This is a genomic window from Sphaerisporangium aureirubrum (assembly GCF_042658925.1).
Classification (GTDB): domain Bacteria; phylum Actinomycetota; class Actinomycetes; order Streptosporangiales; family Streptosporangiaceae; genus Sphaerisporangium; species Sphaerisporangium aureirubrum.
This window is the reverse complement of the sequence record NZ_JBHSRF010000071.1, coordinates 1-14122: the sequence shown is the minus strand read 5'-3', so window position 1 is coordinate 14122 and position 14122 is coordinate 1. Positions and strand designations below refer to the sequence as shown.

The 14122-nt window shown below is 73.8% G+C and carries 13 protein-coding genes; 7 read left to right on the top strand and 6 right to left on the bottom strand.

Going from position 1 to position 14122, the window contains the following annotated elements:
- Window positions 1-85: 85 nt before the first annotated feature.
- Complete coding sequence (metE, locus tag ACFP1K_RS32210; protein ID WP_380760458.1) at window positions 86-2362, bottom strand: 5-methyltetrahydropteroyltriglutamate--homocysteine S-methyltransferase; 2277 nt, start codon at window positions 2360-2362, stop codon at window positions 86-88.
- Window positions 2363-2500: 138 nt separating this feature from the next.
- Between metE and ACFP1K_RS32205 the strand changes: the two genes are divergently transcribed.
- From ACFP1K_RS32205 to ACFP1K_RS32195, 3 genes are all read left to right on the top strand, one after another.
- Window positions 2501-3400, top strand: coding sequence for a LysR family transcriptional regulator (locus ACFP1K_RS32205; RefSeq protein WP_380760457.1), 900 nt, complete (start codon window positions 2501-2503; stop codon window positions 3398-3400).
- 178 nt (window positions 3401-3578) lie between these two features.
- On the top strand, window positions 3579-4172 hold the full coding sequence (locus ACFP1K_RS32200; RefSeq protein WP_380760455.1) for an Rv1733c family protein: 594 nt from the start codon (window positions 3579-3581) through the stop codon (window positions 4170-4172).
- Window positions 4173-4327: 155 nt separating this feature from the next.
- Complete coding sequence (locus tag ACFP1K_RS32195) at window positions 4328-4894, top strand: hypothetical protein (RefSeq protein ID WP_380760453.1); 567 nt, start codon at window positions 4328-4330, stop codon at window positions 4892-4894.
- 1 nt (window position 4895) lies between these two features.
- Here ACFP1K_RS32195 and ACFP1K_RS32190 read toward each other — a convergent pair whose 3' ends face one another.
- Complete coding sequence (locus ACFP1K_RS32190) at window positions 4896-6110, bottom strand: HAMP domain-containing sensor histidine kinase (RefSeq protein ID WP_380760451.1); 1215 nt, start codon at window positions 6108-6110, stop codon at window positions 4896-4898.
- Window positions 6107-6772 carry a response regulator transcription factor gene (locus tag ACFP1K_RS32185; protein ID WP_380760518.1) on the bottom strand — a complete coding sequence of 222 codons (666 nt, stop codon included), beginning with the start codon at window positions 6770-6772 and terminating at the stop codon, window positions 6107-6109. The genes ACFP1K_RS32190 and ACFP1K_RS32185 overlap by 4 nt, the downstream gene beginning before the upstream one ends.
- A 186-nt stretch (window positions 6773-6958) precedes the next feature.
- Between ACFP1K_RS32185 and ACFP1K_RS32180 the strand changes: the two genes are divergently transcribed.
- Genes ACFP1K_RS32180 through ACFP1K_RS32170 form a run of 3 tightly spaced genes read left to right on the top strand, consistent with a single transcriptional unit; the run spans window position 6959 to window position 10112 of the window.
- Window positions 6959-8035, top strand: a complete 1077-nt coding sequence (locus ACFP1K_RS32180) for a peptidoglycan-binding protein (RefSeq protein WP_380760449.1) — start codon at window positions 6959-6961, stop codon at window positions 8033-8035.
- A complete protein-coding gene (locus ACFP1K_RS32175; RefSeq protein WP_380760447.1) occupies window positions 8032-8820 on the top strand; it encodes an ABC transporter ATP-binding protein in 789 nt (262 codons plus the stop codon). Before ACFP1K_RS32180 ends, ACFP1K_RS32175 begins: the two co-directional genes overlap by 4 nt.
- The gene (locus ACFP1K_RS32170; RefSeq protein WP_380760445.1) at window positions 8817-10112 is read left to right on the top strand and encodes an ABC transporter permease; all 1296 of its coding nucleotides are present in this window, start codon (window positions 8817-8819) and stop codon (window positions 10110-10112) included. Before ACFP1K_RS32175 ends, ACFP1K_RS32170 begins: the two co-directional genes overlap by 4 nt.
- Window positions 10113-10117: 5 nt before the next feature.
- Here ACFP1K_RS32170 and ACFP1K_RS32165 read toward each other — a convergent pair whose 3' ends face one another.
- From ACFP1K_RS32165 to ACFP1K_RS32155, 3 genes are all read right to left on the bottom strand, one after another.
- On the bottom strand, window positions 10118-10450 hold the full coding sequence (locus tag ACFP1K_RS32165; RefSeq protein WP_380760443.1) for a cupin domain-containing protein: 333 nt from the start codon (window positions 10448-10450) through the stop codon (window positions 10118-10120).
- Window positions 10451-10526: 76 nt separating this feature from the next.
- Window positions 10527-11627: a Gfo/Idh/MocA family protein gene (locus ACFP1K_RS32160; RefSeq protein ID WP_380760441.1), complete on the bottom strand. Its 1101-nt coding sequence runs from the start codon at window positions 11625-11627 to the stop codon at window positions 10527-10529.
- Complete coding sequence (locus ACFP1K_RS32155) at window positions 11624-12367, bottom strand: sugar phosphate isomerase/epimerase family protein (protein WP_380760439.1); 744 nt, start codon at window positions 12365-12367, stop codon at window positions 11624-11626. The genes ACFP1K_RS32160 and ACFP1K_RS32155 overlap by 4 nt, the downstream gene beginning before the upstream one ends.
- Window positions 12368-12621: 254 nt before the next feature.
- On the opposite strand from ACFP1K_RS32155, the gene glpK reads away from it, so the two are divergent.
- Window positions 12622-14122, top strand: a 1501-nt coding sequence (gene glpK, locus ACFP1K_RS32150; protein ID WP_380760437.1) for a glycerol kinase GlpK, incomplete at its 3' end; no start/stop codon positions are given.

The following is a 14122-nucleotide window of genomic DNA, read 5'->3' as shown; positions in this document are numbered from 1 at the left end:
CCCCGCGGGACCTGAGTAGCGAAGTACTCAGATCCGGGCCCCGCCCGCCGCCGCCCTACTCCTGAGCAGGGCGCGGCCCACCGGGTCACCCGCCCCGCGCGTCCGTTCCCGTGCCGCCTCCGGAGGTGACGGTGTCGCGGACGCGGCGGGTGGCGGTGACGAGGTTGGTGAGAGCGGCCTCCACCTGGGGATAGGTGCGGGTCTTCAGGCCGCAGTCCGGGTTGACCCAGACACGGCCGGGAGGCAGGACGTCCAGCAGGGCCCGCAGGGACTTCTCCACCTCGGCGGCGTCAGGCACGCGGGGGGAGTGGATGTCGTACACGCCGGGGCCGAGGCCGCGGGCGAACGCGGCGACGGCGGGCTCGGTGAGGATCCTGCCGTGGGAGCGGGCGGACTCGATGCTGGTGACGTCGGCGTCCAGGCCGTCGATGGCGGCGAGGATCTGGTCGGCGTCGGAGTAGCACAGGTGCGTGTGGATCTGGGTGCGGTCCCCGGCGCCGGAGGTGGCCCTGCGGTACGCCTCCACCGCCCACGCCAGATACGCCTCCTGGTCCGCGGCCCGCAGCGGCAGCAGCTCGCGCAGCGCGGGCTCGTCCACCTGGATGATCGAGATCCCGGCGTCCTCCAGGTCGCGCACCTCGTCCCGGACGGCGTCCGCGACCTGGAACACGACGTCGCGCAGCGGCAGGTCGCGCCGCACGAAGGACCACGCCACGATGGTGACCGGCCCGGTGAGCATGCCCTTGACCGGCATGGCGGTGAGCGACCGGGCGTACTCGGCCCAGCGGACGGTGATGGGCGCGCCGCGCCGTACGTCGCCGTGCAGGATGGGCGGTCTGGTGCAGCGGGAGCCGTAAGACTGCACCCATCCGTTCCGGGTGACCGCGAAGCCGTCCAGGTGCTCGGCGAAGTACTGCACCATGTCGTTGCGTTCCGGCTCGCCGTGGACCAGCACGTCCAGCCCCAGGCGTTCCTGGAGGCGGACGACCCGTTCGATCTCGCCGCGCACCCGGCGGTCGTACTCGGCCTCGCCCAGTTCCCCGGCGGCCAGCGCGGCCCGCGCCGCGCGCAGCTCACCGGTCTGCGGGAACGACCCGATGGTGGTGGTGGGCAGCGGCGGCAGCCGCAGGTGGGCGGCCTGCGCCGCCGCCCGCACCTCGTACGGGCTGCGCGCGGGCGGCGCGGGAGGCCGCGTGGGCACGGGCGCGGCGGGCGGGGGCAGGGACGGCCCGCCACCGGGCGGCAGCACGGCCAGCCGGGCCGCCAGCCCGGTCACCTCGGCCACCTTCTGGTCGGCGAACGCCAGCCGCCGCACCAGCGCGGGTTCCAGCGTGGTCTCCGCCGCCAGGTCGTACGGCACGTGCAGCAGCGAGCAGGAGGTGCTCACCGACACGCTCCCGGCCCGCTCGCGCAGCGCGGCGAGCGCCGCCAGGGCGGGCTCCGGCTCGGTGCGCCACACGTCCCGCCCGGACACCACGCCCGCGACGACGGTCTTGCCCGCCAGCGCCTCGGGCCAGGCGGCGGTGAGGTGGTCGTCGCCGCGCACCAGGTCGAGCCCGATCGCCTCCACGGGTGTGTCCGCGAGCACGGGCAGCGCGGCGCCCGCGCTTCCGAAGTACGTCGCGACGAACAACCCGGGACGGTCCGGCAGCGCGCCGAGCCGCCGGTAGGCCGCGCCCGCCGCGTCGAGCTCCGCCTCGGTCCGGCCGGCCGCCAGCGCGGGCTCGTCCAGCTGCACCCAGTCGACCCCCTCGGCGGCCAGGGCCGCGAGCACGTTTTTGTAGGCGCCGAGGACGTCCGGAAGCCGGTCCAGCGGCGCGAACCGCCGCGCGCCCCCGGGCACCCCCTGCGCCAGCAGCAGGAACGTCACCGGCCCGACCAGCACCGGCCGTGTGGACAGGCCCAGCTCGCGGGCCTCGCGCACCTCCGCGACGGGCTTGCCGGGGTCGGCGGCGAACACGGTGTCCGGGCCGATCTCCGGGACGATGTAGTGGTAGTTGGTGTCGAACCACTTGGTCATCCGCAGCGGCGCCACCCGGTCGGTGCCGCGTGCCATGGCGAAGTAGGTGTCCTCGGCGGACGGCCCCCGGTAGCGCTCGGGCACCGCGCCGAGCATCACCGCGGTGTCCAGCACGTGGTCGTAGAGGGAGAACGTGTTGGACGGCGGCCGGTCCAGCCCGAGGGCGGCCAGCCGCGTCCAGCTCTCCCGCCGCAGGTCCAGCCCGGCGCGCCGCAGCCCCGCGGCGGTGGCGCGGCCGTCCCAGTACGCCTCCAGCGCCCGCTTCAGCTCCCGGCGGCGGCCGATCCTCGGGTAGCCGAGCACCGTGGCGGCCGGGAAGGGCGAGATGCGTGGGGTGGTCATTCGGGCTCCTAGCGTCGGGTCCGGGGCGTCCCCATGGCCAGGGCACGCCGAGGCGTTCGCGGGCATCGTGCCCGCCGCGATCACCCGTAAGAGCGGTGCCATTGACGCCGCTTATGGATCGGGGAGCCATACTGGAGCGTGGCCACGGCACCGCCCCTGCGTGACGTCCAGTGCTTCGCGCACGTCGCCCGGCACCTCGGGTTCTCCCGCGCCGCGGCGGAACTCGGCATGTCCCAGCCCGCGGTGAGCCAGGCCGTCGCACGTCTGGAGCGCCAACTCGGCGTGGCGCTGTTCGAGCGGAGCAGCCGCGCGGTGCGCCTCACGCCGGCCGGCGCCGGGCTGCTGCCGTACGCGGACACGCTGCTGGAGACGGCCGCCGCCTTCACCGCCGAGGCGGCCCGCCTGGCCGCCCCGCCCCGCTCATCCATTCAGCTCGCTTATGCACCGCTGGTCGGAGCGCTCGCCGCCCGGGCGGCGCGGCGGCTGGCCGGACGGGAGCCCGCGATCGACGTCGAGCTGCGTCCCCTCGGGTGGCGCGCCGCCACCGAGGCCCTGGCGCGCGGCGAGGTGCCGGCCGCCCTGCTGAGCGCACCGTTCCCCCTCGGCTGCACCACCGGCGCCCGCTTCCACGTCGCGGTCGCCCACCTGGCCGTGCCCGCGGGGGACCCGCTCGCCGCGCTGCCCCGGGTGACGCCCGCCCTGCTCGGCCGCCACAAGGTCCTCATGCCGAGGGTCCGGCCGCCCGGCGGCATGTGGGCCCGCCTCGCGGGGACGCTGCGCGGCGCGTACCAGCACCAGGAGGTCGCCGACGACATCGACGACTACGCGGCCCTGCTCGACCTGGTGGCCGCCGGGATCGGCCTGCTGCCCGCGCCCCGCCTGCTCGCCACGTCGATCCGGCGGCCCGACGTCAGGTACGTCCCCTTCGACGCCGGCGACCTGCGGCTGACCTTCGGCCTCGCGTGGCCCGCCGGCCGCGTCCCGGCCGAGGTGACGACCCTCGTGCACGCCGTGCAGGAGACGTTGTGGACGAGATAGCACCGGATGACACCAGCTCAGACCGCTTGGCGGGGGTTCGCGGCAGGCACGCCCGGCCGGGACGGGTCGCGTCCGGAACCGGCCGCCAAGGGAAGGATGGCATTCCGGCGTGGCAACGCCTCTGATCGGGGAAGGGGACAGCCTGGACGCGAAAGGAAGCCGGTAGGAGGTGGTCCCGATGCGGGACGTGGGCCGATGGGTGATGCGCCGCGTACGGCTGTACCGGCCCGACGGCAACGCCCTTCGCCGGCGCACCGATCGCATCGAGTCCTTCGTCGTGCTGGTGTGCGGCCTGCTGTTCACCGGGAGCCTGGCGCTCGCCTTCGCGACCGGCGGCGCGCTGTACCGCGCCGGGGTCGCCGCCGAGCGGTCCGGCCACTGGGTGGCGGCCCGCGTGCTGCGCGACGCCCCCGCGCCGAGGACGTCCGTCGACTCCGTGCGCGCCGAGCTGCGCACCCCCGTCTCCTGGACCGACGTCCGGGGCCGCACGATGATCGCCGAGGCGCCGGTGTTCCTCGGCACCCGGGCGGGCTCGACCGTGCGGGTGTGGCTGGACGCCAAGGGCCGCCCCGGCGGGACGCGGCCGGACCGCGCCATGACGGTGGCCCGCGCCATGGCCGGCGCGACCGGCACGGTGACGGTGACCGGTGGCCTGCTGCTCGGCTGCTTCGCGCTGGTCCGCCGCTCGCTGGACCGCCGCAGGTACGCCGCCTGGGACGTCGCCTGGCTCGCCGCCGGCAAGCCGCGCGGCGCCAACCCCGAGACCACCTGACCGCCGCGGCCCCGGCCTCCGTCAGACCGGCCGCGAGCCTTCTCACCAGCCACGCGGCACGGGCCGCGCACGCGCTTACTCCTCGCTAATCCACGGCTCCGTAGACATGGTGCCAGTCGCCGGGCGTGCGTCCCGGTGGCGGGAGGAGAGCCGAGATGAAGGTCAGGCGTATGGCGCTGGTCGCCGGAGTGCTCCCGGTGCTGGCGCTGACCGCGTGCGGCGGGGGACAGAACACCCCGAGCGTGGCGTCGGCGGGCACCCCGACCGCGGCCAAGTCCGCGTCGCCGAGCCCGTCCGCGACGAGCGACCCCGTGAAGTTCGCCCAGTGCATGCGCGAGCACGGCATCGAGATGAGCGACCCCGGGCCCGACGGGCGCATCTCGATCAAGATGAACAAGAAGGACGAGAGGAAGCTGGAGCAGGCGCACCGGGAGTGCGGCCGGTACATGGCGAAGGGTGGCCCCGGCGGTGGCCCGGAGGACCCGAGGGCGCGGGACGCGGCGTTGAAGTTCGCCCGCTGCATGCGCGAGCACGGCGTCAACATGCCCGACCCCGAGCCCGGCGGCGGAATCATGATACGGAAGGACAAGAACATGGACCGCAAGACCATGGAGCGGGCGCGGAAGGCCTGCGAGAGCCTCCTGCCCGGCCGCGGCCCCGACGGCGGGCCTGGCGACGGCCCCGGCGACGGGCCCGGCGGCTCCCGTACGGGCGGCGAGTGAGCTAGGGCACCGGGAACCTCATGGTGACGACGAGGCCGCCCTCGGCGCGTGCGGCGGCCTCCACCTCGCCCCGGTGCGCGACGACGATCGCCCGCACGATCGAAAGACCGAGCCCCGAGCCGTGCGCCGCCCCGACCCGGTCCTGGAGCCTGCGGAACGGCTCGAACAGCTCGCCGACCTCGTACCCGGGGATCTGCGGCCCGGTGTTCTCCACCCGGACCACGACCGCCTCCTGCTCCCGCGTCACGGCGATCTCGACGGTGCCGCCCTTCACGTTGTACTTCAGCGCGTTCTCCAGCAGGTTGAACACGCACCGCTCGATGAGCACCGGATCGCCCGCCGCCTCGGCGGGGACCGTCCGCCGCAGCACCAGGATCCGCCTGCGCCTCGCCATCGGGTCCAGCGACTCGACGACGGCGTCCACCAGCTCGTCCACCTGGACGGGCTTGGGGGTGATGACCTCCTGCTCGGAACGGGTCAGCAGCAGCAGTCCCTCGATCAGGCGCTCGTGCCGCGCGTTGGTGCTGAGCAGCGCCTTGCCGAGCCGCACCAGATCCTCCGACGGCTCGGGTTCCTCCATCGCCACCTCAAGCAGCGTCCGGTTGATCGCGAGCGGGGTGCGCAGCTCGTGCGAGGCGTTCAGCGCGAAACGGCGCTGCGCGTCGAACGCCCGCTGCAACCGGTCCAGCATCCCGTCGAACGTGTCGGCCAGCCGTTTGACGTCGTCGTTCGGCCCGGACAGCGCGATGCGCTCGTGCAGGGTGCTCTCCGACAGGCGGCGCGCGGTCACGGTGACCCGGTGCAGCGGCCGCAGCGCGCGGCTGGCCATCATGTGGCCGAGCACGATGGCGAGCACGCCGACCGCCACCATGATGATCACCGAGTTGTTCAGCAGGTCTTCCAGCACCTGCGCCTTGGCCTCGTCGATCCGCGCGATCATGTCCCTCTTCATTATGGCGATCACCGGGCGCCCGGGTTCCGTGACGATCGGCTCCTCCGGCCCGGCCACCCGCACGTAGAACTCCCGGTTCAGCGCGGTCGCCGTCAGCAGGTACGTCGCCCACAGCAGCACCGAGCCGGCCGCGAAGAACAGGCTGCTGTAGATGAGGGTGAAGCGTGCCCGCAGCCCCGGGCCGCGCCGCGCCCCCTCCGCCACGCGGCGCGCCGTGCTCCTGAGCCGCGCCTCCCACGCGCCGCCCGTCGTGCGCCCGCTCACGAGGGCTCCCCGCCGATGCGGTACCCGATGCCGGGGACGGTCTGGATGACGTCCGGCGGGCCGAGCTTCTTGCGCAGCGTGGTGATGGTGACCCGCAGCGCCCCGGTGCCCGACTCGACGTTCTGGTCCCACGCCCGCGCGACCAGCTCCCGCGCCGAGGCCGCGACCTCCGACCGCATCAGCTCGGCCAGCACGGCGAACTCCTTGCGGGTCAGCGTCACCGGCCTGCCCTGCCGCGTCACCAGGCGGGCGGCCAGGTCCAGCCGCACGCCCTCCCGTTCCAGCACCGCCGCGCGCGGCGGGCCGGTGCGCCGGGCCAGGGTGCGGATGCGCGCCACCAACTCGGTGAAGGCGAACGGCTTGGTGAGGTAGTCGTCGGCGCCGAGCGACAGCCCGTCCACCCGGTCGAGCACCTCACCCGCGGCGGTCAGCATCAGCACCCTGCTGAGCGACCCCGCCTCCGTGAGCCTGCGGCACACCTCGTCGCCGTGCAGCTCGGGCAGGTCGCGATCGAGGACGATCACGTCGTACTCGACGTAGGCGACCCGCTCCAGCGCCTCGGCGCCGTCGTAGACGACGTCCACCGCGATGGCCCGCCGCCGCAGCCCATGGGCGATGGCTTCGGCGAGCCGGTCCTCATCCTCCACCACGAGCACGCGCATCTCCACGGTCCCTTCCGCCACGGCCCGGACCTGCGGAGGGCTCCCGGGCCGATTTCAGGCCTTCAGCCTGGTCCATCGCGTGTTAGTCACCGGTAAGGGCCGTCGCTTATCCGCCGCTAATCAGACCCTGACTACAAATCAGCCTTGCCGAGGGCGATCGTCCCGAGGCCTGAGAGGTGAACGGTGATGCGGATACGGCGGCCTGCGCTGCCGGCCGGGATCGCGGTGACGGCGATCCTGGCCGGGACGGCGGCGGCGGTGATGACGGGCGGCGGCCGGGCCGGGCCGTCCGGGCCCACGACGGCCCCGCCGCCGGCCAAGACGGCGGCCATCGAGCGCGGCGACCTGACCGACAGCATGTCGGTCGACGGCACGCTGACCTACGAGGGCGAGCGCAAGATCTACGGGGGCGCGGCCGGCACGGTGACGTCGATCGCGCCGGAGGGCGCGATCGTGACCCGGGGCCGGCCACTGATCAAGGTGGACCGCAAGCCACAGGTGCTGATGTACGGGTGGCTGCCGCTCTACCGGACGCTTCAGCGCGGGGTCTCCGACGGGACGGACGTCGAGCAGCTGGAGCGCAACCTCAAGAAGCTCGGGTACGGCGACGACATGACGGTGGACACGGAGTTCACCTACGCCACGTACCTGGCCGTGCTGGACTGGCAGGACGACCGCGGCCTGCCGGAGACGGGGGCGGTGGACGCGAGCCAGGTGGTGTTCCTGCCCGGCCCGGCGCGGGTGTCCGCGGTGAAGGCGGAGGTGGGCGACAAGGTGGCGCCGGGCCACCAGGTGCTCACCGTCACCTCGACCCGCCGTACGGTGCACGTGGACCTGGAGGCCGACCTGCAGCCGCTGGCCCGCAAGGGGGCACGGGTGACCGTCGAGCTGCCCGACGGGACCGAGCTCAAGGGGAAGATCAGCGAGATCGGCACGGTCGTGGACGCCGGGAGCGACGCGCCCGGCGACGAGTCGGAGCCGACCGTCGGCCTGGAGATCGCGCTGGCGTCGCCGAAGAAGGCGGGGCGGCTGGACCAGGCGCCGGTCAGCGTGACCCTGACCAGCGAGAAGGCCAAGGGCGTGCTGTCGGTGCCGATCGAGGCGCTGCTGGCGCTGCGCGAGGGCGGCTTCGGGGTGGAGCTCGTCGACGGCGGCACGTCGAAGGTCGTGGCGGTGGAGACCGGCGCGTACGGCCAGGGGCGGGTCGAGGTGTCCGGCGCCGGGCTGGCCGAGGGGATGAAGGTCGGGGTGCCGGACCGGTGAGCGCCATCGTCGAGATCACCGACCTGCGCAAGGTCTACGCCGGGCAGGTGGAGGCCCTGCGCGGGGTCAGCATGGCCATCGAACCGGGGGAGATGCTGGCCATCGTGGGGCCGTCCGGGTCGGGCAAGTCCACGCTGCTGCACATGATCGGCACGCTGGACCGGCCGACGTCCGGCGGGGTGCGCATCGCGGGGTACGAGGTCGGGGCGCTGCGCGACCGGGAGCTGTCCGCGCTGCGCTCCCGGCACCTCGGTTTCGTGTTCCAGCAGTTCCACCTGGCGGCCGGGACCACGGCGCTGGACAACGTCGCCGACGGCCTGCTGTACAGCGGCCGTCCCTCCCGCGAGCGCCGCGACCGCGCCGCCGCCGCCCTGGAGCGGGTCGGCCTCGGCCACCGGCTCGGCCACCGGCCGCACCAGCTGTCCGGAGGCGAGCAGCAGCGGGTGGCCGTGGCCCGCGCCGTGGTCGGCGACCCCCCGCTGCTCATGGCCGACGAGCCCACCGGCAACCTGGACTCCGCCGCGGGCGCCGAGGTCCTGGCCGTCCTCGCCGACCTGAACACCTCGGGCACCACGGTGGCGATCATCACCCACGACATGGAGATCGCGGACTGGACCCCGCGCCGCGTCCGCATGCGCGACGGCCTGATCGCCGCCGACGACGGCCCCGGCCGCGGCCACCCGGCCGCGAGCACACTGAACCGGCTGGGCCGCGGCGCCGACGGCCTCGCCTCCCACACCGGCGGCCCCGGACCACGAGGGCCCGGCGAGGGGAGCGAACGGTGAGCGAGACCACACGACCGGCGGACGGCATCACGGATGCCATGGCGCGACCGGGGGGTGAGGCCGTGCGGCAGGCGCCTCGCCGCTCCAGGCGGAACGACGGCGCGCCGCGACTGGTCCCGGCGCGGCTCGGCCCCCGGGACGTGCTGCGGGTCGGGGCCGCCGGGCTGCGTACCCGGCCGGCCCGGGTGGCGTTGTCGGCGCTCGGCATCGCCATCGGCATCGCCACGATGGTGGCGGTCATCGGGATCTCGTCGTCCTCACGGGCGGGCCTGCTCAGCCGCCTGGACGCGCTCGGCACCAACATGCTGACCGTCAAACCGGGCCAGACCATGTTCGGCGAGGACGCCAAGCTGCCGCTGAAATCGGTGGAGATGGTCCGGCGCGTCGGCCCGGTCACCGCCGCCAGCGCGACCGGCGACCTCGACGCGACGGTGCGCCGCACCAGCAAGATCTCCGAGGCGGTGACCGGCGGCATCCAGGTGCAAGCCGCCAGGGAGGACCTGCTCGCCACCCTGCGCGGCACCGTCCGCACCGGCACCTGGCTGAACGCCGCCACCGCCCGCGGCCCCGCCGTGGTGCTGGGCGCGGTCGCCGCCGAACGCCTCGGCCTCACCCGCACCGGAGTACAGGTCTGGCTCGGCGACCGCTGGTTCACCGTGATCGGCATCCTCGACGCGATGCCACTGGCCCCGGAGATCGAGCGCTCCGCCCTGGTCGGCTGGCCCGCCGCCGAGCGTTACCTGGACTTCGACGGCCACCCCACGATGATCTACGAACGCTCCCCGGACGAGGCCGTGACGGCCGTCGGCGAGGTCCTGGCCCGCACGGTCAACCCCGAGAACCCCGACGAGGTCGACGTCAGCCGCCCCTCCGACGCCCTGGAGGCCAAGGCCGCCGCCGCGGGCGCCTTCACCAACCTTCTCCTCGGCCTCGGCGCCGTGGCCCTCCTGGTGGGCGGCGTGGGCGTGGCCAACACCATGGTCATCTCCGTCCTGGAACGCCGCAGGGAGATCGGCCTGCGCCGCTCCCTCGGCGCCACCCGGGGCCAGATCCGCCTCCAGTTCCTGACCGAGTCGCTCCTGCTCTCGTTCTGCGGCGGCGCCATAGGCTCCGCCGTGGGCGCGGCCGTCTCCGTCGCCTACGCCTTCTCCCGGGACTGGCCCGGCGTCGTCCCGTTGTGGTCCGTGGGCGCCGCCCTGGGCGCCACGCTGGTGATCGGCACCCTCGCCGGCCTGTACCCGGCCATGCGCGCCGCCCGCCTCTCCCCGACGGTGGCCCTGGCGGGCACCTGATCGGGTCAGCGGGGCATGGCCACCGTGAGGAGGATCGAGGAGTCCTCCACGGCCTCGACGCGGTGCCGTTCCGAGGGAACGATCACCAGGTCGCCGGTGAGGGCGTCCCACGACACCTCACCGGCCACCACCCGGACCCGTCCCGACAACACGAAGACGGTCGCCTCGCCGTTGCCCTCGTGTTCGGTCTGCGCCGAGCCCTTGATGAGGGCGATCACCGTCTGGCGCAGGACGCGCTCGTGCCCGCCCACCACCGTGTCGGCCGCGAGCCCGCCGGTCGACGCCGCCGCTCGCGCCATCTGCTGGCGGGACACGGCTACCAAAGAGAACTTGTGCATCGGCGGCTCTCCTCTGCCTTCGACCGGCTCACCGGAACAGGGGCTCACCTCCTGATGCCTACCCTCGTGCCGGGTCTCACACCGTCGCCGCGCGCGGATCCCATCCGGCGGGCAGCGGCTCGGGCAGCGGCGCGTCCGTCTCGATGCGCCGGAACTCCCCGCGTTCGGCCGACTCGATGATCGCCGTCATCGCCTCCAGAACGTGCAGGCCGAGCAGCCCGGTGGCCCGATGCGGAAGATCGGCACGCAACGCGCGCGCCATGTCCAGCAGCCCGATGCCCCGCCCGGCGGTGGCCCCCTCCACGGGCAGCTCCCGCCAGTCCTCGTCGTCGGCGGCCCGCACCCGCAGCGGCCCGGAGAAGGTGTTGGGGTCGGGCAGCGACAGCGTCCCCTCGGTGCCGAGGATCTGGATCATCGTGACCCCCGCGGACGAGTCGAAGCTGAACGTCGACGACGCGCTCGGCCCGCCCACGAAGTCGATCAGCGCCATGACGTGCGTGGGAACCTCGACCGTGAACTCGGTCCCGCCCCGGGGGCCCGACCCGATCACCCGCCGCGGCCGGGCCTGCCGCGCCGTGGCCGCCACCTTCGCCACCGGTCCCAGCATGGAGGCCAGGGCGGTGAGGTAGTACGGGCCGATGTCGAACAACGGCCCCGCGCCCCGCTGGTACAGGAACTCCGGATTGGGATGCCACGACTCGGGCCCGGCGTTCTGCATCACCGCCGTGGCCGCCACCGGCGTCCCGATCACTCCCGCCGCCAGCGCCCGCGCCGCCGACTGGAGCCCCGCCCCGAGGAACGTGTCCGGCGCGCTGCCCACGCGCAGCCCCCGCACCACGGCCTCGGACAGCACCTCCCGGCCCTCCTCGGGCGTGAGCGCGAGCGGTTTCTCCCCGTACACGTGCTTGCCCGCCCGCAGCGCCGTGATCGCGACGTCGGCGTGCGCCGCCGGCACGGTCAGGTTGACGACGATCTCCACCTCGGGCAGCGCCAGCACGGTGTCGACGTCCCCGCCGACCGGTACCCCCCATTCCCGCGCCACCTCCGCGGCCCGGGCGGCGTCCAGGTCGGCCACGCCGAGCACCCGCAGGTCGGGGAAGGAGCTCAGGTTCCGCAGGTACTCGCCGCTGATCTTCCCGGCGCCGACCAGGGCGACGCCGACCGGCCCGGACGTCACACCCGCTCCAGCTCGGCCAGGTAGGCGTATCCGGCGGCCAGCGCCTCCAGCATGTCGGTCGCGCACTCGTCCAGCTCGACGATGCGCCACGCCTCCGGGCTGGCCGCGAGGATGTCCGGCACCGGCATGACGCCGGTCCCGACGGCGGTGTGCGGCTCGCCCTTGACCCCCGGCCCGTCCTTGACGTGCAGCGCGCGCACGCGGTCCCCGAGCCGCCCGAGCAGCCGCGGCACGTCGGCGCCGCCCACCGCCGCCCAGTACGTGTCGATCTCCAGGAACACCTCGGGGGCGAGCTGGTCGGCCAGCACCTCGATGGCGTGCCTGCCGCCGAGGCGCGGCTCGATCTCCCACCAGTGGTTGTGGTACCCGAGCCGCAGGCCGTAGGGGGCGGCCTTCTCGGCGAGGCCGTTCAGCAGGTCGGCGGCCCGCCGGACGCCGTCCAGGGTGGTGAAGTCCTCCTCGGGGATGCCCGCGGGGACGATCACCGAGTCGGTGCCGATGGCGGCCACCGCGTCCAGGACCTTGCCGGGATCCTGCCTGATCAGGTCGATCGCGTGGGTGCCGGAGACCACGAGCCCCAGGTCGTCGACGACGCGCCGGAATCCCTCGGGGTCGTCCAGCGGATCGTACGGCTCCACGGCGCCGTAGCCGATCCCCGCTATCCGGCCCAGCACCTCGTCGCGATCGCTCTTCATCCGGTCGCGGACCGTGTACAGCTGCACGCCCAGCGGTTTGGCCATCGGGTCGCGTCCTCCCTGGGATAGGTGGCGGCGCAAGGCCGCTTTCGGCTAGTTCACAGTTTCCGATATGGACTGGTTAAACGCTAAATCGCCAGATTTGGAATGACAACGGGTTAGTTGCTCGCCGAAACGGGAAACGCGCGCGTGGCCTGAGGTGATCGGCGGGCCTCCGGGCGGGTACCGTGCCGGGAACCGGGCTTCTTCGCCGCGCGTGGGCCCGGCCGTGCGGGCCGTTCAAGGAGGCGACACAGTCCATGGCCGACTTCGTGGGAGCCGTCGATCAGGGAACCACGAGCACCAGGTTCATGATCTTCGATCACGGTGGCAACGAGGTCGCGCGCCACCAGCTGGAGCACGAGCAGATCCTGCCCCAGGCCGGCTGGGTGGAGCACGACCCGGTGGAGATCTGGGAGCGCACCCGCGCGGTGATCGAGACCACGCTGCGCGAGGCCCGGCTGACGGCCGCCGACCTCGCCGCCGTCGGCGTCACCAACCAGCGGGAGACCACCGTCGTGTGGAACCGCAGGACCGGGCGGCCGTACCACAACGCGATCGTGTGGCAGGACACCCGCACCGACCGCATCGCCGCCGCGCTGGAGCGGGACGGCAAGGGCGAGGTGATCCGCCGCAAGGCCGGCCTGCCGCCCGCCACCTACTTCTCCGGCGGCAAGCTCCAGTGGATCCTCTCGAACGTCGACGGCGTGCGCGCGGCGGCCGAGACCGGGGAGGCGGTGTTCGGCACCACCGACTCCTGGCTGCTGTGGCACCTCACCGGCGGCACCGACGGCGGCGTGCACGTCACCGACCCCACCAACGCCAGCCGCACCATGCTGATGGACCTCAGGACCCTGGACTGGGACGACGAGCTGCTGTCCCTGTTCGGCGTGCCCCGCGCCATGCTCCCCGACATCCTGCCGTCCTCCCACCCCGGCCTGTACGGCGTGACCCGCGCCGACGGCCCGTTCGGCGGCGAGGTCGGCCTCGCCGGGGACCTCGGCGACCAGCAGGCCGCCACCGTCGGCCAGGTGTGCTTCGCCCCCGGCCAGGCCAAGAACACCTACGGCACCGGCAACTTCCTCCTCCTCAACACCGGCACCGAGCTGGTCCGCTCCCGGCACGGCCTGCTCACCACCGTCTGCTACCAGTTCGCCGACTCCCCGCCCGTGTACGCCCTGGAGGGCTCCATCGCCGTCACCGGCTCCGCCGTCCAGTGGCTCCGCGACCAGCTGGGCATCATCACCGAGGCCGCCGACAGCGAGACCCTGGCCGCCGGCGTCCCCGACAACGGCGGCGTCTACTTCGTCCCCGCCTTCTCGGGCCTGTTCGCCCCCTACTGGCGCTCCGACGCCCGCGGCGCCATCGTCGGCCTCTCCCGCTACAACACCAGCGCCCACATCGCCCGCGCCACCCTGGAAGCCATCTGCTACCAGACCCGCGACGTCGTCGAAGCCATGCAGGCCGACTCCGGCGTCCCCCTCGACGTCCTCCGCGTGGACGGCGGCATAACCGCCAACAATCTCTGCATGCAACTCCAGGCCGACATCCTGGGCGTCCCCGTCTCCCGCCCCGTAGTAGCCGAAACCACCGCCCTCGGCGCCGCCTACGCCGCCGGCCTAGCAGTAGGTTTCTGGAAATCCCCCGACTCCCTAACCCAAAACTGGCAAGAATCCCACCGCTGGCACCCCACCTGGCCCCCCACCCGCCGCACCGACTCCTACACCGCCTGGAAAAAAGCCGTAACCCGCACCCTCAACT